The organism is Reinekea sp., assembly GCF_046710285.1.
Classification (GTDB): domain Bacteria; phylum Pseudomonadota; class Gammaproteobacteria; order Pseudomonadales; family Natronospirillaceae; genus Reinekea.
The window spans coordinates 45,141-64,932 of the sequence record NZ_JBKEGY010000020.1 but is presented as its reverse complement, the minus strand read 5'-3'; the positions used below and the strand labels follow the sequence as shown (position 1 = coordinate 64,932).

Sequence of the window (19,792 nt, the reverse complement as noted above, 5' to 3'; positions counted from 1 at the left end):
AAACGCATTAGCTGACGAATGGCATCGCCGGTTAAGTTTTTTGCTCGTTCTTCCAGCCATTTACCGAGTACTACTAAGGTAATCACCACGGCAGCGGCTTCAAAATAGAGATGCATCGAAGGGGTAAATAACCATAAATAGAGGCTATATAAAAAAGCGGTCGTGGTACCGAGTGCCACCAGAACATCCATATTGGCACTGCCATTTTTTAACGAAAAATAAGCACCCACATAAAAGCGCCAGCCAATAACAAACTGAATAGGCAGCGTTAAGAGAAACTGTATCCAGGCAGGGATCATCCATGCTAGTCCAGACATTTCACCAATCATGCCTATGACCATGGGCAAAGAAAGTACTGCACCCATCATCGCCGATAACGCCAAGGTGTTTTTTGAAGCGCCTTGTTCTTCGTTGGAACTTTCATCATTTTCTACAACAGGGTAATTAATGGCAGCGAGCTTAGTGGTAATGTCACTTTTTTGTACTAAACCATTGACCCATTTAACCTGCAATTGGGAGTTTGCTAAGTTTGCCGTCGCTGAAATAATGCCCGGCATTTTAAGTAAAACTTTTTCAATGCGAGAAATACAGCTAGCGCAGGTAATATTTTGTACGGTAAAGAGTGCGCTCTTTTGTTCAACGTCAAAGCCTGTAGCTTTTATCCAATCAGGTATATTTGCCATGGCGGCTTGGTCGGTGACGGTAATGTCAGCATTGGCTAAGGCTAAATTGACACTGACAGATGCGACTGATTCATGCTTAAGCATGCTGCGCTCTAATCGAGAAACGCAGCTCGCACAAGTTAAGCCGGTTACCGGGATGATACGACGTAATGTTTGAGAATCTGACATATTGGCCTCTTAAACAAGGTAAAGGTGCATACCGAGATGAGTATGAAGCTTAGAGTAACTCTAGAGTCAATGGTTGTGGCTATTTGAGCGATACGTATTTTTAACGCTGTTAAACTAGCTACTGCAACTTAAAACTATTTGCCGATCATCAAGTACTGGTTTTTGTTGCCATTGCGACCAGTGTGGTTGTTCTTCAAAAGGCGACATTAAGGCCGCGCAAAGCGAATGAAAAGGCTCAAAATCACCCTTGTAAGCCAAGTCAATCACGGTTTGTAAGTGCGCGTTTCTGGCGATGGTCACAGGGTTAGCTGCCAACATTTGCTTTGTTCGCTGCTGATCATCTTGAATTAAGTAAGGTTGAACGGCTTTCACCCAAGCTAAATAACCCTCTCTATCAATAAATTCATCGGCTAGGCTCGCCCATTGGTCTAATGTTAGTCCACTGAGTTGGCGGAAATACCAATGATAATCGAGCTTATTATTGGCCAACAGTTGCACCCATTGTAGGCAAATAGCTGGCGGAATAGGCTGAGAAAACGAGCCGCCGAGCCGCTTGCTAAGTATGCCATAGTAGGTTGAATCGCAAGTAGGCGCATAACGCTCAAGGCTGGCCTTTAAGGTCTCAGAAGGTACTAAGGCGCTAAACGCATGGGCAAGGCGTTGAAGGTTCCACAAGCCAACGGAGGGCTGCTCATCAAAGGCATAGCGGCCATTTTGGTCGGTATGATTAAAAACAGCGTTCATCTTGGTTTGTTCAATAAACGCGTAGGGGCCGTAATCGAAGGTTTCGCCCAAAATGCTCATGTTATCGGTATTCATGACACCGTGCACAAAGCCGTAGGCCATCCATTGTCCGATCATCACGGCGGTTTGTTGTGCAACTGCGTCGAATAAGGCCGCGAATGGGTCTGGTTGTTCTTGGCAGTCAGGGTAGTGCTGTTCAATGGTGTACTGTGCCAAATGCTTTAGGCCGGCTAAATCTTGTTTGTAAGCTAACCATTCGAAATGGCCAAAACGTACATGGCTTTGTGTCACTCTGAGCAGCGTTGCGCCAGGTTCGACCGATTCTCTAACCACCGATTCAGCTGAACCAACCAGTGCTAACGCTCTTGTGCTAGCTATACCCAGTGCATGCAAGGCTTCGCTGCCAAGGTACTCTCGAATAGAGGAGCGTAATACCGCACGACCGTCACCAAAACGGCTATATGGGGTTTTCCCAGCGCCTTTGAGGTGAAATTCCCAGTGCTGCTGATTGTTATCTAGCCACTCTCCTAGCAATAAGCCTCGGCCATCGCCTAAATCTGGGTTCCAACCGCCAAATTGATGTCCGGCGTATTTTTGCGCAATGGGCTGTGTGTCTTTAAGAATGGCTTGGCCTGAAAATACCGCTAAAAGATTGTCTGAGGCAGGATGTGGGAAATCAATCTGTTCTGCGAGCTCTGTATTAAAAGCTACCCAATAAGGGGCTTTTAATAAGCTGGGCGTTACTTTACTAAAGGGCCCAGCTTGTTTGTCGATATAACGCTGTTGCAACACAATGGATGCCTTACTGTATTTGACTGTTTAGCGCCTTAATTTGGCGGGCCATGTTCTCAATAAGTGTCATAGTGGTCTGCGGATGAGACTTAATTAAAGTGATGAACTCTTCTTGCGGTACGGCTAAAACGGTGCAATGCTCGACGGCTTTAACGGTGGCAGAGCGTTGTTCGCCCGTAAATACAGCCATAGCGCCAAATATTTCATCGGTTAGTACTTCACCTACTTTAACCTCGTCTACGAATACATCGGCCTTGCCTTGCAGTATGGTAAACACATCATGGGCATCATCGCCCTGATTAATAATCACTTGTCCTGGCTCGAAGTTTAAAAACCCAGTACTCGGTTGAGTAGATGAAAGGTGGTTGCGACCAAATGCGTCCTGAAATATCGTCATCAAGGTAATAAGATAACTGTTCCAAATAGCTTGGCGCTCTTTGGTTTCATTGACATAGCGTAAAATAGTATTAGCTGAATATTGTACAACGTCTGCGTGATCTTCAACGGCGACACGTAATGACGGTAGCTGGTAGCATTCTGTTAGGCCAATTAAGTCACCCGCTTCGTAATAAAGCGCCAGTTGATCTTGGTGATAGCCCGATAAATTGCCATACTGAACAATAAATAAGTTTTCTGAAGATTCTAACGAGTACAGATCATTCGTACCTTTAAGAGTAATGGCTTCGCCTTTTGGCAGATCTTCAAAGAGCTTTGTCGCTAATTTTTTTAACCGGTCGGTTAATTGATCAACGTATGCGGGGCGTTCGCCAAGCAATAACATAAACTTATCCTGTACTTATTTTTAAGGCAGTATAGCAAGCTGATTTAAATTACGTATAGACTGTTTCATGTTTTCCCAATGAATATCAACTTTTAGGTCTCTTATTTGTGCACAAACCGCCCGCCGAATTCATCTTAAGCCGTCATTGGACAGAAACCGATCAAGGTATTGAGTTACGTTATTGGTTAATTAGTCAGGGTGAAGCACGCTGCTGGCGCATCAATGCACAAGAAACAACCTGCTTTATCGCCGAACATCAGTTGCCCAAGTGGCAATCACTGTGGAAAAAATGGGGCCAAACAGTCCGGGTTGGCAAGCAAACCTTTAAAACCTTTAATGGATTAACGGCGATACCCGTGTATGGCCAATCATATCGACAGCAGCGCCGTTGGGTACGCCAAGGTCGTGATATTGGTTTAGTCGCATGGGAAGACGATATAAACCCTGCTGAACGCTTTTTAATGGAGCGTTTCTTGTTTGGTGGTGTTGAGTTTCACCAGCAAAAGCCAGTACCAGCACCTGCCAAGCCAGCGCTGTCTGTGTTATCTATTGATATTGAAACCGCATGGTATACACCGGGTAAAACCCCAAACCTGTACAGTGTGGCTTTAGCCTGTGGCGATAAGCAGGTGGTGATTATTGTGGGCGAAGTTAAACAGCACGGTTCAAGTCAAATCAACATTGAAGCGGTGAGCACGGTAAGGGAGTGCTTACTTCGTACCGTAGAGTTGATAAACCGATGGGATCCAGACTGCATTATCGGTTGGAATGTTGTCGACTTTGACTTGCAAATTATTCAGCAGCATTGCGATTTACAACAAATACCATTCTCAATAGGGAGAGACAATAGCGTCCCGGTATGGCGCTCACGTGCTGATAACCCGAATCGATTTTATGTCGATGTAGAAGGGCGCCAGATAGTTGATGGCCCAGGTGCATTTCGTTCCGCGGCATGGGGCTTTGACGATTATTCCCTAGAGACGGTATCCCGAACCTTACTAAAACGCGGTAAGCAAATTGCCCACAGTGATGACAAAGTAAATGAAATTGAACGCATGTATCGTGAAGACAGTGAAGCCTTTGCGCGTTATAACTTAGAAGATGCGGTACTGGTACTCGACCTATTTGAACACGCAGGGCTTTGGCAGTTTTTGGTTGAACGGGCACATTTAACCGGGCTGGCGATGGACCGTGCCGGAGGGTCTTCAGCGGCATTTAACACCGTATATTTACCTCGCTTACATCGCAAAGGTTATATTGCCCCCAATATTGGCGAGCAACCCTTGCAGATGGAAAGCCCCGGTGGTTTTGTTATGGAAAGCGTGCCAGGGCTTTATGAAGATGTGCTAGTGCTCGACTTTAAAAGCTTGTACCCGTCAATTATTCAAACCTTTTTAATTGATCCATTAGGTCTACACGAAGGTGCTAAAGCCCCTGATGATGACTATGTTAATGGTTTTATCACCGCTAAATTTCATCGCACCGAACATATATTGCCGTCCTTGATTGACCAGCTTTGGCAAGCTCGAGATCAAGCAAAAAAAGAAAAAAATGCGCCAATGTCGCAAGCCATTAAAATTATTATGAATTCATTCTATGGCGTTCTTGGCAGCCAACTTTGTCGTTTTTTCGATCCTCGTTTAGCCAGCTCTATTACCATGAGAGGGCATCAAATATTACAAGAAAGCCGAGAGTTTATAGAGCAAAAAGGGCATCAAGTTATCTATGGAGATACTGATTCTATTTTTGTACATGCCCAAAACGCAAATGATCCGGCTGGCTTAGGTAGGCAGTTAGCGAGTGAATTAACACAATGGTGGCAGCAACGCATAACCGACGAGTTTCAATTAACCAGCCATTTAGAAATGGAGTTCGAAACCCATTATAAAAAATTCATTATGCCAACCATACGCGGCACTGAAATGGGCAGTAAGAAGCGTTATGCGGGTATTTTAAATACCGATCAAGGTGAGAAGCTAATTTTTAAAGGCTTAGAAGCGGTTAGAAGTGATTGGACGAAAATGGCCAAAACATTCCAAATTGAACTTTATCGACGCATATTTGCCGGTGAGAACCATAAGCAATGGATAGCCGAAACCGTCTTGAACTTAAAGCAGGGTAAGTTAGACGCTCAGCTAGTGTATAAACGGCGCTTAAGGCGGTCAGTTGAAGAGTATCAAAAACAGCGCCCGCCACATGTGCAGGCTGCTGCCTTGAAGCAGCAACATAATCCAAACTGGCGTGGGAGAAGCATTGAGTACGTGAAAACCGTGAACGGCTGGCAGCCATTACCCTATGTTAATGCAACAATAGATTATGATCATTACATTGAAAAGCAGATCGAGCCGATCGCCGATGCCATATTACATTTTCTAGGGGAAACGTTTGCTGAGCTAGTGGATGAGCAGCTCTCTTTGTTTTGAGGCTGCTCTTAACGCAGGTTGATCCTAAATTTTTGAGGCAGTAAAGCTTTCAGGGCCCGCTAAGAACTGCATATCAGTACCGTCAAAACTGGTAATGGTGTAGATAACTTGTACAGGCTCTACCGAGCGTTTTATTTTACCGACCGATGAAATCTCTTGCGTAAACTCGGTAATAACAATGATTGAAGTATTCTCTAACGTCCAAACACCTTGATAGTTATAAACAGATTGATCGGCTTTGGTTTGCGTGAAGACAATATTACCGGCATCGCCGATGCTCATTTTTACTTCACCACCATTGTTGCCTCGACCAAACCACTCACCCGCAAGAGCGGATTCATCGACTTCAACCGCAGCTTTCTTTTTGCCTTGAATGGCCACTTCCGTAACTTCGGCTTGTACAGGGGGTCTATCGCCATAAACAGTATTGCCGTTCTCATCTTGCCAAGTGTAAATTTTACCCGCAGCAAAGCTCATTAACGGTAGGCAAGCCAGTAAAATCAGGCTGATCAGTCGAATCATTGAATGGTCCCTTCATAACTATCTAATATGGTCGTTCTTGTAGTTTAACCCTGTATTATAGTGAAAGGAAACTCTGAAAGCGTACTCAGTTCACGTATTATTCTATTTTAGCCGTAAATATGGAGTGTTTTGGGCTAATTCCAGAGCAATTTAATTATTTAGTGGCCAAATTAGACTATCTAGACTTATTTACATCGTTTTTGCCTATTAATTAGTCGACTCACGAATTATTGATAAATAGGTCAAAGACAAGCGACGGCACTGTCTTTATACTGCGCACCTATGGCTAAAAAAACTCCCCCAAAATCGAAAAAAACACCGGCTAAAAGCAAAAAGCAAGCGCCGCAACGACGTCATCTATGGCATTCAATTGTCAGTATTTCTATCAAGCTAGGCATAGTCGTCGGCTGCATATTGATTTTCTGGATGATCTATTTAAACGCCGTTGTTAAAGAACGCTTTGAAGGCCGACGCTTTCAAATACCTGCGCGAGTTTACAGCGAAGCGCAAGAAATATACGCGGGCGCTCCTATTCGGCAAACAGAATTTGTGCAGCTGCTAAGTCAACTCGGCTACCGTTCCACTCAATCGGTGAGACAAGAAGGGCGATACATCAGTAGTGGTAATCAGGTGTCGGTCTTCACCCGAGGTTTTCGTTTTTGGGATGGTGAGGAGCAAGGCCAGCGGCTGAACATAAGCTTTGACCCTAGTGGTATAGCAAAAGTGACTGATATAACGGGCAAGTCGGTTTTATTGAGCCGTTTAGATCCGCTTTATATGGGGCAAGTCTACCCCGGTGTTGCTGAAGATAGAGTCTTGTATCGGCTAGATGAAATGCCTGAAACCCTTGTATTGGGTTTATTGTTAGTCGAAGACGATGGTTTTTTTGAGCATTACGGGGTTTCAATACGCGGCATTGTACGAGCCTTAATGGCGAATATAATGTCCGGTCGCGTATCTCAAGGTGGCAGTACCTTAACTCAGCAATTGGTTAAAAACCTTTACCTGAGTTCGGAGAAAAAAATCACTCGAAAAATTAACGAAGCCCTAATGTCTTTGATTCTCGAATATCATTTCTCCAAGAATGAAATTTTAGAAACTTACATGAACGAAGTGTATGTTGGCCAGCAGGGTGCACGCTCTATTCACGGCTTTGGCTTAGCTGCACAGTTCTTTTTTGCGACAACCTTGCAAGATTTAGATATTCACCAGCAAGCACTGCTCGTTGGTTTAATCAAAGGACCTTCTTACTACAACCCGCGCCGTAACCCTGAGCGTGCAACTAAACGTCGTAATACGGTTTTGGAAGTATGGCTAGATAAAGGTTTGATTAATGACGCCGAATACCAGAGTGCATTAAAATCGTCATTAGACGTTGCAGATAAACCAGGCCAAGCAAGTTTCCCTGCGTTTATGGATGGATTACGTCGACAATTACAAAAAGATTATCGCAAAGACGATCTAATGGCAGAGGGTTTATCCATTTTCACCACCCTAAGCCCAGTCGCCCAAACGACAATTGAACAGCAAGTGGCCGTTGGCTTAACCGACATAGAACGCCAACATCGTTTACCCAATCAAAGTTTACAATCGGCAGCGGTCATGACTCGTCCATCTACGGGTGATGTCTTGGCGGTATTGGGCGATAGAGATGGTCGAGCTTCTGGCTTTAACCGCGCATTAGATGCTCAACGCTCAGTCGGTTCCTTGATGAAGCCTGCCGTTTATTTAGCTGCAATAGAAAAAGGTTACAACCTATCTGATTTAATCAGTGATGCCGATGTCACGGTTGGTGCAGGTGATGGCACAATGTGGCAACCCAAAAACTATGACAAAACCAGTCATGGTCAACCTATGTTAATTGATGCCATGGCGAACTCCTACAACCAAGCTACCGCTAGGCTTGGTATGGAAGTTGGGCTAGCTAACGTCTTTAATGTGATGGAACGACTCGGTATTCAAGACAATGTCGCGAAAGTGCCAGCGGTTATGTTGGGCGCACATGGCATGTCGCCAATGCAAGTCGCGCAAATGTATCAGACCATTGCAGGCAATGGTTTTTATACACCTTTAAATTATATTCGAGCCGTTTCTCACCCTGACCGGGGCTTGATTCAGCGCTTTGATTTATCGGTTAAAAAACAGTTTGAGCCTGAACACATTCATATACTTCAACGAGCGATGCACGAAGTGACCGTCACCGGTACCGCGCGAAGTTTGCAATGGCGACTGCCAAAAGATTGGTGGGTAGCGGGCAAAACCGGCACCACAGACGATAACCGAGACGCTTGGTTTGCTGGCTTAACCGGTGATCGGCAGCTGGTGGTGTGGGTCGGAAACGACGATAACAGCCCAACGCCGTTAACAGGCTCATCCGGTGCTTTGCCTATATGGGCAAAAGTGATGACCGTGTTGCGACCTATTCAAGAGCGTAGAACCTTGCCTGCTAATGTAGTCTTAGTGGATGTAAATAATGCAGGAAGAAATGTACCCGATTGGTGCGATGATGTGCGTAGCATGCCATTTATTAATGGCAAAGAACCACCGCGCGGACTAACCTGCCACAGTAATGAAACAAAACCAGATACGGAAGAATCAACATGGTTACAAAAGCTTTTTGGCCGACCTTAATCGCGACAGCATTGTTTGTGACAGGTTGTTCTACCTTACCAAATGGTGCGACGCAAAACGAAAATCAGCGGCCAAATAATCAGCCTGAACTGACCGAGCTAGATTCGTCAAACTCGGCGGTACAGAGTAAAACGCCGGTGACGACTCCTAAGGCAAAGGTCAATTCGGAAACTAAAACGACCCAGCCATCAAGCGCTAAACCCGTGCAAGACCCTGGAGTCGACGTATCGTCAAACGATATTGTTATTGAACCCGATGCCGAACAAGTGGTGATTCGCTTGCAGCAAACAGCATTGCAATTTCAAAGTGAAGGTAAGTGGCAAGAAGCAGAAAATGTATTGCAGCGTGCGTTGCGAATTGATGTACAAAAAGTTGATATATACCATCAACTCGCCACGGTTCGCATGGGCCAACAACGTTTTGCTGAAGCAGAGCAGATTGCCATGAAAGGGTTAACTTACACAGATAAGTCACCAAAGTTTAAATCTTCGCTTTGGGAAGTTATTGCACAATGCCGATCGGCGCAAGGTGATATAGAAGGTGCCAATGAAGCGAGAGATGAAATGCTCAAGTGGATGGTTGATTAATCGCTTAACTTGATTCGCTGCAACCACTGTAGCGAATCGACCGCATTGCCTTCAATGGCGGCTAATAAAAACTGGGCCATTTTCTCGCCCGTCAAAATAATATCTTCATGAATCAATTCAACGCTAGGGTCTATTTGCTCCAGTAAATCGGAGCTGGCTTTTACCACGGCATGGTAGTCTTTGCCGTGAGTAAAACCCATTGAACGATAGGCATCCATAATGGCTAAATAAGAAGCTTCACCAGGGCAGATGAAACCATCGGGTCGGTGTTCTTTTTGTGCCTGTTGGATGGCCCAGTTTTTAATCTCTTCACGGTTGCTGTCTAAAGAAATCTGGTCTGGAATAGATAATTCTATACCCAATTCTCTTGCCGTCTTTATAGCACCGTAGCGAAGATGCTGATAAAAAGTGAAGTTTTTAGGTGGCAAAATTAAAGTGATGTTTTTCGCGCCAAGACGATGCAATGTTTGGGTCGCTTGAGCTGCAAAGCTTTGGTTATCATAATCAACGAAGGCATGTGCTTGACTAAACTCGGTTTGGCCATGTGTTACAAAAGGGAAGTTCTGCTCTTGTAAAAACCGCACTCGTTCATCGAACGGCTCTGTGCGAGAAAACAAAATGCCATCGGCTAATTTATTGCGAACAATATGTTCGACCGGGCTGTTTAAATCGCCGCCGGCAAAGTGCGGCGTTATATTTAAATGGTAACCGGACTCTTTAAACCCTTGCGTTAGCCCAATGATTAAAGAGTTACCAAAATTGAGCATTTCTTGGTGTGGGTCTAAAATTAAGCTAATAACTTTTGTTTTGCCCGTACGCAAATGTTGCGCGGCTCGGTCCGGTACATAGCCAATGGCTTTTGCAGCTAAGGCAACTTTTGATCTCGTTTTTTGGGCAATTTTAGGATCATCGGCCAACGCTCGCGATATTGTCGTGACGGCTAAACCCGTTTGTTCGGCAATGGTTTTAAGCGTTGGCCGTGTCATTAGCGGTTATCCAATGCATCAAGAACCAATAAGCAAGCACCGAGTGTGTGGTAGTCGCACTTGGCACCGGCCTCACTCTTTTTATCGGTTACTTTGCTGTTATCGCCATTGAGAATTCGAAACCAAGCGCCAAAGTCATGATCAACAAAGTGCGTCCAGCAATATTGCCAAAGCTGGTCGTAGCGTTGCCAGTATTTATCGTCTCCGGTTGCTATCGCTAACAGGGCGGCAGCGGCAAAGCTTTCGGCTTGTACCCAGAAGTATTTGTCGTCATCGCAAATTTCACCTTCTGGGTTATAGCCATAAAATAGGCCGCCGTTTTCATCATCCCAGGCGGTATCAAAGGCTTGATCAAACAAAAACTGAGCGCGCTCTACCATCCATGCTTCTGGCTTATGCTTGTGAAGCATTAACAGCAGCTTGGTCCATTCGGTTTGGTGACCAGGCTGAAAGCCCCAAGGGCGATAGAGGTTTTTCGGGTCGTCTTTGTTGTAGTCCCAGTCGATCGATAAATCTTTGTTGAAGTGTTCCCAAATCAAACCATTCGATTTATCAGCTTGTTCGACCGCTATTTTTTTTGCTAACAAATAGGCGCGGTCTAAAAACATTTCATCGTTGGTGGCTTCATACGCCAAGATCAATGCTTCACAAGCATGCATGTTGGCGTTTTGGCCGCGATAGTCAGACACAGTTGACCAATCTGGCGTAATTTCATCGGCGTAAAGCCCAATGTCAGCTTGCCAAAAATGTTGCTCCAATAAACCCCAAGTATGGTAAATATCGGCGCGTGCGCTTTCGTCACCGTTTTTTAAAACCGTTGCAAAGGCCAGCATTACAAAGGCTAAGCCATAGCACTGGTTGGTTTCATCGCTGTCCTTATATTGGTCAAAGGTCCAAACGTAACCTTGACGTTCATTCTGCCAATGGGCTGAACGTAAATAATCTAAACCATGTTGGGCTAAGGCTTTGTATTTTTCACCGCCAAATAAACGTTGGCTTTGCTCGAAGTTGAAAATCATTCGGCATGAGCTTACTAGGTGCTTATTACCAGCATCGAAAACGTCACCGTTATCAAAATAATTGTGATGAAAGCCACCTTGATCATCTTTCGCTTGCTGATAAAAGTTGATGATGCTTTTAATATGCTCACGTAAAAACTCAGGTGAACGAAAATTTGGTTGTTCCATGATTATTCTCCTGACGTTAGTCTGCTAACTCATCAAGCGTAGGTAGAGCAGTAAACGCACCTTGCCTTTCAACCGTAAATGCACCACATTTACTGGCGAAAATGGTCATGGCTTCTAAGGTACTTTGGTTGGCTATGGCTTTGCGTATATCACTTTGTTCACTTAACGCAAATAGGAACCCGCCGGTAAAGGCATCACCTGCTGCGGTGGTATCTACTACGTTGGTTGCCGGTGGCGATATTTCCGAGTAAGCACCCTTGGCCAGTACCTTGATGGCATTGCCGCCATCGGTGATTAAAATGGTTTTAACACCCTGCGCGATAGCGGCTTTCACAAAAGCGGCTTCACCTTCGGGTTCTAAATAATCTAATTCTTCTTTCGAGACCTTTAGAATATCAACATGCTTAAAGCAATCATTGACGATCGCTGTATCGGCTTTACCCGTTGGCCATAAGTTATGGCGTAAATTCACATCAAAGCTGACCACGCAACCTTGCTTACGAGCGCGCTCAAGCGCATGAAGGGTGGTTTTAGCGATAGCGGCTTCGGTCAATGTATTTGAGCAAAAATGGAAGAGGGCGGCATCACGAAACCAAATATCTTTAACATCTTGCGGTGTGACTAGCATATCGGCGCTTTGATCACGGAAGAACTCGAACGAACGTTCACCATCGTCATCTAAAAAAACAAAGGCAAGTGCGGTTCGGGCAGTAGGGTGAAAGCTCAGATTGCTGGTGTCGACTTCGTAAGTTTCTAGAGCATCTTTCAGATAGTGGCCAAAGGTGTCGTCGCCCACTTGTCCAGCAAAACGAGCATCGCCACCGAGTTTGGCAATCGCCACGGCGACATTAGCGGGTGCGCCACCTGGAAACTGACGAAAATCAGGGACATTAATCGGGCCCTCTGCGGTAACGCCGGTATTTAGAAAGTCGATGAGTGCTTCACCAAAACAAAGTACGCCAGCCATAATGACTCCTGAAAATCGATTGATTAAAATTTAAAACGTTATAATAAGTCAAATCAATCGAAAAATGCAGTAATTACTTTGTAATAAAGGGTAAGACATTATCCAAAATTAATGGTTGAGCTTCAGCGGTTGGGTGCAGACCATCGCTCTGCATCAGGCTTTCAAAGCCTGCGACACCTTCTAACAGAAAGGGTAAATAGCCCGTGTTGTTTTTTTCAGCCAGTGTCGCATATTGATTAAAAAAAGGCTCTGTGTAACGATTTCCAAAGTTGGGCGGCAAGCGAATGCCCAATAAAACAACCCTTGCGCCCTGTGCTTGGGCAAGGTTAATCATTTTTTGTAAGTTAGCAGTGGTCTGATTGATAGGGTAGCCACGTAAACCATCATTCGCGCCCAGTTCAATTAAAACCATGTCAGGTTGGTGCTCGTTGAGTAACCCAGGCAGTCGATCTAGGCCCCCTTTACTGGTTTCTCCACTAATGCTGCTATTGACCACTTTATAGTCGTCGCCAAGCTTGTTGGCCAGCAAAGTAACCCAAGACCGGTCTGGCGACATGCCGTAACCGGCCGATAAGCTGTCCCCGTGAACTAATAAGGTGTTTGCGTGACTAATGGGACTGAATAAAATCAGTAAAAATGAACAAACTAGTGCGATAAATAAATTATTCTGTTTAACAACTCTATATTGGATGGCTTTTTTCATGACAACTCAGACCGACTTAATGATTCAGACTAAAGATCTTAAACAGGAAGTCCCCAATCGGGAAGGGGCATTAGTCATACTTAAAGGTATAAATATGGCAATTTATGCCGGTGAGAGTGTTGCCATTGTCGGTGTGTCGGGTTCGGGCAAGTCTACTTTACTGGGCATGTTGGCGGGTTTAGATACGCCAAGCGGTGGGCAAGTGATGATAGATGGTCGTGATTTAACGGCGATGGATGAAGAAGGCCGTGCCTTGTTACGCGGTGAAAAAGTCAGCTTTGTGTTTCAAAACTTCCAATTACTGCCAAGCCTAACCGCTTTAGAAAATGTCATGTTGCCTTTAGAGGTTAAAGGTTTAAATCAACCTGAGCAAAAAGCTAAACAGTGGTTAGAGCGAGTGGGCCTTGCTGATCGTATTACTCACTACCCGCAACAGTTAAGTGGCGGAGAGCAACAGCGTGTGGCTGTAGCACGCGCATTTGCCAGTGAGGCATCTATTCTATTCGCCGATGAACCAACCGGTAACCTAGATACCGTAACCGGTGAAAAAATAGCCGACTTATTGTTTAGCTTGAATAAAGAGCAGAACGCCACCCTAGTGTTGGTGACGCACGATCATCAGTTGGCGAGCCGATGTGACCGCCAGTTTGAAATGTCTGCAGGTGAGTTAGTTGAGGTAACGCAATGAGCAATCCAGTCAAAAACGCACTCAGTGCTTTGACGGTTAAATTATTGTGGCGCGATTGGCGTGGTGGCGAACTCAACGTATTAATTGCTGCGCTTTTGGTTGCGGTGACCACCGTGACGGGCATTGGTCTGTTTTCTGACCGTATCCGCAATTCAATATTAGATGAAGCCAGTTCCTTATTAGCCGCCGATGCTCAAATTTCAGGTAGCCAAGCTATTGAAACCCGTTGGGTAGAGCAAGCGAAGGCCGCAAATTTAGAGACTGCGAGCATTACCAGCTTTCAAGCCATGGCATTTGGCAACGAAGGCAAAATTCAATTAGCGTCGGTTAAAGCGGTTTCCAATGAGTACCCGTTAAAAGGCGTACTTGAAGTATCTGACGTACCTTACGGCCCAGTCACCATTGTTTCAAAAGGCCCGCTGGCAGGCCAAGCGTGGGTGAACTCACGTGTTATGGCGGCATTAGGCGTAGAGCTGGGTGATGTCATAGGTGTGGGAGATGCCGACTTAACCGTTGCGAATGTATTAGTTAAAGAGCCCGACAGCCAAAGTGGTGGGCTTGGTTTTGCACCTAGAGTGCTAATCAATGAAACTGATGTAGGCGCAACAGGTGCTGTTCAAGTGGGTAGCCGAGTGAGCTATAGATTGTTGCTCGCGGGTGATGTTGAGCCTTTTAAAACCCAATGGTTGCCAGAAAAAGGCGAGCATCACCGCTGGCGTGATGTCAAAGATGCCAACGACAGTATTACCGAAACCTTAGAACGTGCAGAAAGCTTTTTGTTGTTAGCGGGAGCCTTAGGGGTTGTGTTGGGTGGTGTTGCACTTGCGTTAGCATCAAAGCGTTATGCTTTACGCCAATTAGGCCATGTTGCCTTGTTAAAGACCTTAGGTTTAACACCCAAGAATATCGCCACTTTATACGCCGGGAACTTAGTTATTTTGGGCGTCATCGTTGTTGCTTTAGGCTTATTTTCCGGTTGGTTTTTACATTGGGCATTCTTAGAAGTGTTTAGTGGCTTATTTCCAAGAGAACTTGAGCCTGCGACAGCACGACCATTATTAATTGGCGTACTAACCGGCTTTGTTTGCTTGTTTGCTTTTGCGTTTCCACCCGTTTGGATGTTACGCAATACACCGCCTTCACGTGTACTGCGATCAGATATGGCTGGGGGTACCTTGAGCCAAGCACGCACCATGGTGCTGGGCGCAGTTGCGGTTGTCGGCTTGGTATATTTTTATTCAAAAAGCTTATCAATTACCGCCGCGGTTGTAATTGCCGGAGCGGTTGCCGTGATTGGCGTTAGCTTCCTTGCGCGTGGGATGATCTACATTGCGAAACGCATTGCCTCTCGGTTAGGAACCACATGGCGTTTAGGCTTGGCCAGTTTGCAAAGACACAGTAGCCAAAATAGCTTCCAGATTGTTATTTTTTCATTGTCGTTAATGCTGCTGTTTATTTTAACTTTGTTAAGAACCAGCTTGTTAACGCAGTGGCAAGACCAATTGCCAGAAGGCACGCCCAACCATTTTGCGTTTAATATTTTTGAAGAAGATCGCGGCGGTCTTGAAGATATATTCGCACGCAATGATATTGCCTCTACACCCTTTTACCCAATGATTCGAGGTCGTTTGACGGAAGTTAATGATGAGTTAATGGCTGATCGCATTGAGCGCTTAAATCCAGACGGTGATGACTTTCGTCGGGAACTAAACAACACCTGGGGCGATACACTCGCACCCGACAACGAAGTCGTTGAAGGCGAATGGTTTGATGCCGAAGATGCGCAGCGTAACCTTGTTTCAATAGAGCAAGACTATGCAGCGTCATTGGAAATTGTCATCGGAGACGAACTGGTCTTTTCCTTTGGTGGCCAAGATGTTGTCGTGACCGTCGATAACATACGCACCGTTCAGTGGGACAGCCTATCACCTAACTTTTATGTGATATTCAGTTCGCCAATATTAGGTGGCGCTGGAGCTGCTAACTTAACCAGCTTTTATTTAACGCCAGAGCAAAAACCAGTACTTGTTGAAATATTGCAAGCGCACCCAACCATTACGGTAATTGAAGTTGATGCCATTATCGAGCAAATTCAAGGCATTGTGGGGCAGGTAACCCGGGCGATTGAGTTTATTTTATCGTTAGTGCTGGTGGCAGGGTTAATAGTATTAATTGCCAGTGTTCAAGCCACACTTGATAGCCGTTTGAAAGAAAGCGCTATTTTAAGAACCATAGGCGCACGCGCCAAACTGATACGCGGAGCCTTAGCGATTGAGTTTGTCGCCCTAGGTGCGCTAGCGGGTATTTTAGCGGTAGCGGGTGCAGAAGTGACGCTTTATTTCTTACAGACCGAGCTGCTTAAAATAGAGTATCAGGCCAGCTATTGGTTGTGGCTGATAGGCCCTATTAGTGGCGGTTTATTGATCGGTTTGGTTGGTATGGTGTCTACGCGTAAAGTGGTTAGCGTGCCGCCGATGACGGTATTACGGCAGCTATAACTGAACATAGCTAAATTGATAGCTAAACTGGGGGCTAATAGCCCCCAGCTATTGATGTTATAGCCTTTAGTACCAAGCATTTTATGATTTGATACGGTAAAGTGCTCGGTATTGAATCGAAGTAAGTTTGCGGTTGGGAAATAAACAGCAAACTTCACATTGCTAACCTTGTTAAAAATAATCTAAATGGAGATAAAAAATGAGCGTACTTTTAGGTCGTAAAGCCCCAGATTTCACAGCACCAGCGGTATTGGGCACAGGCGAAATTGTTGATTCATTTAACCTTGCAGAAAACATCAAAGGTAAATATGCATTAGTATTCTTCTACCCACTAGATTTCACCTTTGTTTGCCCATCTGAGTTGATCGCCCTAGATCACCGTATGGCTAAATTCAAAGAACTAGGCGTTGAAGTCATGGCCGTGTCTGTAGACTCGCATTTCACACACAACGCATGGCGCAACACGCCAATCAACGAAGGTGGTATTGGCCAAGTTCAATACACCATGGTTGGCGACATGAACCACGACGTATGTAAGTCTTTCGGTGTTGAGTCTATTGGTGGCGACAGCTACTACCCAGCAGGTGTTTCTTTCCGCGCTTCTTTCGTTATCGACAAGAGCGGTGTGGTTCGCGCACAGCACATGAACGACGAGCCAATTGGCCGTAACATCGACGAGCTAGTACGTGTTGTAGAAGCATTACAATTCTTCGAAGAAAACGGACACGTATGCCCAGCAGGCTGGAACAAAGGCGACGCAGGCATGGTTAACACACCAGACGGCGTAGCAGAATACCTAGCTGGAAACTCTGACAAGCTATAAAGGCTGTTGAGTTGAAGAGTTAATTAAGAGACCCGCTTCGGCGGGTTTTTTACATTTGAAGCTCCATAGAAATTGGCGGAATTTAGAGGTAGTAGCCCTTATCGTCAGAAACCTTGCAAAACTCCGTCAATGACGTATATTGGTTGACATGTTTACCATCATCGAAACCCCTACATTTGAAGCGGATGCCAGAAAAATCTGGACTGAGGAAGAGCGAAGTTCATTCTTTGCTTGGCTCGCTGCCAGTCCAGAAGTTGGTGATCCTATCCCAGGTAGTGGCGGGAAGGTTCGTTGGTCGGTATCAGGCTCAGGGAAGCGTGGTGGAGTGCGAGTCATCTACTTCACCAAATTGGCAAATGGTGAGATCTGGTTATTGGTGATCTACAAAAAAGCGGTCAAGGACAATATACCCGCCCACATCCTGAAGTCGATTCGTGAGGTACTGGAAAATGAATAGCGAAACTATTAGCGCAGAGGAGCTTGGTAACAAGCTGCTTCAATCCGTCAAAGAGATGAAAGCAGGTAAAGCTGCTCGAATTAGTCGTGTAGAGCCTAACGAAATAGCACAAGCACGGAGTAAGACTGGCCTGACCCAGGTAGAGTTTGCTGATGTATTGAATATTTCGGCCCGTACACTACAAGAATGGGAGCAGGGTCGTCGTGAGCCCTCTGGCCCGGCAAAAGCACTCATTGAAATTGCTTTCCGTCATCCTGAGATTATTCGGGAAGGTCTTGGGTTGCGGGGTTAACAAGCTCCTTAGGTTTTACGAGTGAAATATGAAGTTCAATTCAGCAATCATGCCTGTTAACGGGCTCGAAAAACGGCACCAAAGCAGCTCCGATTTACTGAACTGAAAACCTGGTGGGAAGGTTTGGGCTTTACTTTATTGAAACTGAATAACTAATAAATGGATCATACAAGACGCAGCTGGAATCAGCCCCCTAAAAACCACGTCGCCGCGGGTTTTGACTTCGCGATCTCACCTCTGCGCTTAACGTTAAACCAAAGGAGGTTAAGTGGAACTTATTCTAATCGAAGGGTTGCCGGGTAGTGGGAAAAGCGCGATGGCAGAAAAAATTTGTGAGGCAGCTCAAGTTAGTGGAATAAATTCAAGCTGGTACTTAGAGGAATCAAAAGTCCATCCAGTTCACCCTGCTGACTTTAAGCATGACCGGCATGACAAGAATTATCCTGAGCGTTGCTTGAAACAATGGGCGAAGTTTGTTTCTGAAAAAAATCACCAAGATCGCCTTTTCATTATCGAGGGAAGTCTTTTTCAAAGTACTGTTCGTTTGATGCTGGAAGGGAAAAACAAAGAATTAATTGCTGATTATTACAGTGAGTGCCAATTAATACTCTCCAGTGTGCATCCTAAGTTAATTTACTTGCGTCCAATTGACGCGAGAACTCACATTGAATGGACTATGGAGCACCGCGGCGAAGAGTGGACTAGCAAAGTAGCTGAGTATCTCGAAAAAACGCCTTATTGTTCTGAGCAGCAATGGCAAGGAGAAAAATGCATGGTATCTTTTTGGTCTGAATACGTACAGCTTTGTGACTCACTCATCTCACAGACAAGCATGACATACCACACTATTAATGCAGGCTATGGGAACTTTGAATCTCAGTTTAATAAAGCAATGAGCCATGTCAATTCAGAAAAATGGTTGAGCACGGCGCTCTACCGCAAGGAAACCAAATGCACGCACTTTTTGATCTAGATGATACTGTCCATAATAAAACACAAAGCCTAAAACTATGTGCCAAATCAATCCATTCAAAATTCCTTAATAATGATGTCAGTGCTAATGGTTTCATCGACGCGTTTGTAACCGAAAACTCAATCATACAACCGAAAGCTCAAGTCTTTGAAATTCTAGCAGCCAAGTTTAATATCGACTTAGATACTAAATCTAAAATGTTTAAATATTTTGACGAATCTTTCCATCATTACGCTAAGCGTTTTGATGGCGTAATTGAATGTATGGATTACCTTAAAAGCGAGGGTGTAAAAATAGCCTGTGTCACGAACGGGCGCGACTTTTTTCAACGCAATAAAATTACAGCGCTTGGTCTTGAGAAGTACTTTGATGTTATTGTCACGTCGGGTGAACTGGCTATTAAAAAGCCTGATCCAGTTATTTTTAATACTGCGCTAGTTAGACTTGGTGCATTTGCAAAAGAGTCAGTTTTTATAGGTGACAGTTTAAAATCTGATATGGAGCCCGCTAAAAAACTGGGCATGAAGACTATCTGGGTGAATAGTCAAACCAATTCAAAGCCAGAATGCGTAGATTATCAATTGTCTACATTCGCTGATTTTATTGGTATTTGGCAAGTAATTACAAAAGTCTGATACAGACCATTACTCAGCAAAACTCTATGTTCAGCGCATAGCTAGAAACATTCTCAAGTTAGGCTATTCAAATATAAAGCGAGGTTCTTAATCCCCATTTCCATGAACCGTTGCATGATTAACATTAAAGAATAACACTGCAAGTGTAATGTAATTGTAGACTGCAGAGTTATAATGGAATCTAACCAGTTACTAACACGAGTGAGAATAGTAGGAATTCTTCTCAATTCTCGTAAATTTTAAAACCACTAA

At 44.8% G+C, this 19,792-nt stretch carries 18 protein-coding genes; 10 read left to right on the top strand and 8 right to left on the bottom strand.

Translation table 11 applies throughout. The features are described 5' to 3' along the window. The 3 genes from ACI882_RS13690 to ACI882_RS13680 form a co-directional block, all read right to left on the bottom strand. On the bottom strand, positions 1-851 hold an 851-nt coding region (locus tag ACI882_RS13690), incomplete at its 3' end, for a cation transporter (RefSeq protein ID WP_411748514.1). 114 nt (positions 852-965) lie between these two features. After that, complete coding sequence (locus tag ACI882_RS13685) at positions 966-2,387, bottom strand: protein adenylyltransferase SelO (protein ID WP_411746552.1); 1,422 nt, start codon at positions 2,385-2,387, stop codon at positions 966-968. A gap of 10 nt (positions 2,388-2,397) precedes the next feature. Further along, positions 2,398-3,168, bottom strand: a complete 771-nt coding sequence (locus ACI882_RS13680) for a Crp/Fnr family transcriptional regulator (protein ID WP_411744364.1) — start codon at positions 3,166-3,168, stop codon at positions 2,398-2,400. 107 nt (positions 3,169-3,275) lie between these two features. Here ACI882_RS13680 and ACI882_RS13675 point away from each other — a divergent pair, with 107 nt between their 5' ends. Then, a complete protein-coding gene (locus ACI882_RS13675) occupies positions 3,276-5,591 on the top strand; it encodes a DNA polymerase II (RefSeq protein WP_411744363.1) in 2,316 nt (771 codons plus the stop codon). Positions 5,592-5,615: 24 nt separating this feature from the next. Here ACI882_RS13675 and ACI882_RS13670 read toward each other — a convergent pair whose 3' ends face one another. Next, complete coding sequence (locus ACI882_RS13670; RefSeq protein WP_411744362.1) at positions 5,616-6,113, bottom strand: DUF4124 domain-containing protein; 498 nt, start codon at positions 6,111-6,113, stop codon at positions 5,616-5,618. A 282-nt stretch (positions 6,114-6,395) separates the two neighbouring features. On the opposite strand from ACI882_RS13670, the gene mrcB reads away from it, so the two are divergent. Both mrcB and ACI882_RS13660 read left to right on the top strand, forming a co-directional pair. Further along, positions 6,396-8,744 (top strand): penicillin-binding protein 1B, encoded by a 2,349-nt coding sequence (mrcB, locus tag ACI882_RS13665; protein WP_411744361.1) that lies wholly within the window; start codon positions 6,396-6,398, stop codon positions 8,742-8,744. Beyond that, a complete protein-coding gene (locus tag ACI882_RS13660; RefSeq protein ID WP_411744360.1) occupies positions 8,714-9,331 on the top strand; it encodes a tetratricopeptide repeat protein in 618 nt (205 codons plus the stop codon). The genes mrcB and ACI882_RS13660 overlap by 31 nt, the downstream gene beginning before the upstream one ends. Here the strand turns inward: ACI882_RS13660 and ACI882_RS13655 are convergent. The 4 genes from ACI882_RS13655 to ACI882_RS13640 all read right to left on the bottom strand — a co-directional run bounded on the left by ACI882_RS13655 (position 9,328) and on the right by ACI882_RS13640 (position 13,174). Next, a complete protein-coding gene (locus ACI882_RS13655) occupies positions 9,328-10,317 on the bottom strand; it encodes a LacI family transcriptional regulator (RefSeq protein WP_411744359.1) in 990 nt (329 codons plus the stop codon). The two genes, ACI882_RS13660 and ACI882_RS13655, sit on opposite strands and share 4 nt — an antisense overlap. After that, a complete protein-coding gene (locus ACI882_RS13650) occupies positions 10,317-11,504 on the bottom strand; it encodes an AGE family epimerase/isomerase (protein WP_411744358.1) in 1,188 nt (395 codons plus the stop codon). Before ACI882_RS13650 ends, ACI882_RS13655 begins: the two co-directional genes overlap by 1 nt. 16 nt (positions 11,505-11,520) lie before the next feature. Then, complete coding sequence (locus tag ACI882_RS13645; RefSeq protein ID WP_411744357.1) at positions 11,521-12,471, bottom strand: carbohydrate kinase family protein; 951 nt, start codon at positions 12,469-12,471, stop codon at positions 11,521-11,523. Between the two features lie 73 nt (positions 12,472-12,544). Beyond that, positions 12,545-13,174: an arylesterase gene (locus ACI882_RS13640; protein WP_411744356.1), complete on the bottom strand. Its 630-nt coding sequence runs from the start codon at positions 13,172-13,174 to the stop codon at positions 12,545-12,547. On the opposite strand from ACI882_RS13640, the gene ACI882_RS13635 reads away from it, so the two are divergent. The 7 genes from ACI882_RS13635 (at position 13,173) to ACI882_RS13605 (ending at position 19,540) form a co-directional block, all read left to right on the top strand. Beyond that, positions 13,173-13,862, top strand: coding sequence for an ABC transporter ATP-binding protein (locus ACI882_RS13635; RefSeq protein ID WP_411744355.1), 690 nt, complete (start codon positions 13,173-13,175; stop codon positions 13,860-13,862). The two genes, ACI882_RS13640 and ACI882_RS13635, sit on opposite strands and share 2 nt — an antisense overlap. After that, positions 13,859-16,360 (top strand): ABC transporter permease, encoded by a 2,502-nt coding sequence (locus ACI882_RS13630; protein WP_411744354.1) that lies wholly within the window; start codon positions 13,859-13,861, stop codon positions 16,358-16,360. Before ACI882_RS13635 ends, ACI882_RS13630 begins: the two co-directional genes overlap by 4 nt. A gap of 199 nt (positions 16,361-16,559) precedes the next feature. Continuing rightward, complete coding sequence (locus ACI882_RS13625; protein WP_411744353.1) at positions 16,560-17,183, top strand: peroxiredoxin; 624 nt, start codon at positions 16,560-16,562, stop codon at positions 17,181-17,183. Between the two features lie 148 nt (positions 17,184-17,331). Then, positions 17,332-17,640 carry a transcriptional regulator gene (locus ACI882_RS13620; protein ID WP_411744352.1) on the top strand — a complete coding sequence of 103 codons (309 nt, stop codon included), beginning with the start codon at positions 17,332-17,334 and terminating at the stop codon, positions 17,638-17,640. Further along, positions 17,633-17,932, top strand: coding sequence for a helix-turn-helix domain-containing protein (locus tag ACI882_RS13615; protein ID WP_411744351.1), 300 nt, complete (start codon positions 17,633-17,635; stop codon positions 17,930-17,932). The genes ACI882_RS13620 and ACI882_RS13615 overlap by 8 nt, the downstream gene beginning before the upstream one ends. A gap of 268 nt (positions 17,933-18,200) precedes the next feature. Beyond that, positions 18,201-18,905, top strand: coding sequence for a hypothetical protein (locus ACI882_RS13610; protein ID WP_411746646.1), 705 nt, complete (start codon positions 18,201-18,203; stop codon positions 18,903-18,905). Beyond that, entirely contained in the window at positions 18,884-19,540 is a 657-nt protein-coding gene (locus ACI882_RS13605; RefSeq protein ID WP_411746645.1) for an HAD family hydrolase, read from the top strand. The genes ACI882_RS13610 and ACI882_RS13605 overlap by 22 nt, the downstream gene beginning before the upstream one ends. Positions 19,541-19,792 lie beyond the last annotated feature (252 nt).

Bases quoted from the DNA above. Each gene is read 5' to 3' on its own strand.
- ACI882_RS13605 (WP_411746645.1), top strand. From the start codon at position 18,884: ATGCACGCACTTTTTGATCTAGATGATACTGTCCATAATAAAACACAA.
- ACI882_RS13655 (WP_411744359.1), bottom strand. From the start codon at position 10,317: ATGACACGGCCAACGCTTAAAACCATTGCCGAACAAACGGGTTTAGCC.
- ACI882_RS13615 (WP_411744351.1), top strand. From the start codon at position 17,633: ATGAATAGCGAAACTATTAGCGCAGAGGAGCTTGGTAACAAGCTGCTT.
- ACI882_RS13670 (WP_411744362.1), bottom strand. From the start codon at position 6,113: ATGATTCGACTGATCAGCCTGATTTTACTGGCTTGCCTACCGTTAATG.
- ACI882_RS13640 (WP_411744356.1), bottom strand. From the start codon at position 13,174: ATGAAAAAAGCCATCCAATATAGAGTTGTTAAACAGAATAATTTATTT.
- ACI882_RS13620 (WP_411744352.1), top strand. From the start codon at position 17,332: ATGTTTACCATCATCGAAACCCCTACATTTGAAGCGGATGCCAGAAAA.
- ACI882_RS13680 (WP_411744364.1), bottom strand. From the start codon at position 3,168: ATGTTATTGCTTGGCGAACGCCCCGCATACGTTGATCAATTAACCGAC.
- ACI882_RS13650 (WP_411744358.1), bottom strand. From the start codon at position 11,504: ATGGAACAACCAAATTTTCGTTCACCTGAGTTTTTACGTGAGCATATT.
- mrcB (WP_411744361.1), top strand. From the start codon at position 6,396: ATGGCTAAAAAAACTCCCCCAAAATCGAAAAAAACACCGGCTAAAAGC.
- ACI882_RS13625 (WP_411744353.1), top strand. From the start codon at position 16,560: ATGAGCGTACTTTTAGGTCGTAAAGCCCCAGATTTCACAGCACCAGCG.
- ACI882_RS13630 (WP_411744354.1), top strand. From the start codon at position 13,859: ATGAGCAATCCAGTCAAAAACGCACTCAGTGCTTTGACGGTTAAATTA.
- ACI882_RS13645 (WP_411744357.1), bottom strand. From the start codon at position 12,471: ATGGCTGGCGTACTTTGTTTTGGTGAAGCACTCATCGACTTTCTAAAT.
- ACI882_RS13660 (WP_411744360.1), top strand. From the start codon at position 8,714: ATGGTTACAAAAGCTTTTTGGCCGACCTTAATCGCGACAGCATTGTTT.
- ACI882_RS13635 (WP_411744355.1), top strand. From the start codon at position 13,173: ATGACAACTCAGACCGACTTAATGATTCAGACTAAAGATCTTAAACAG.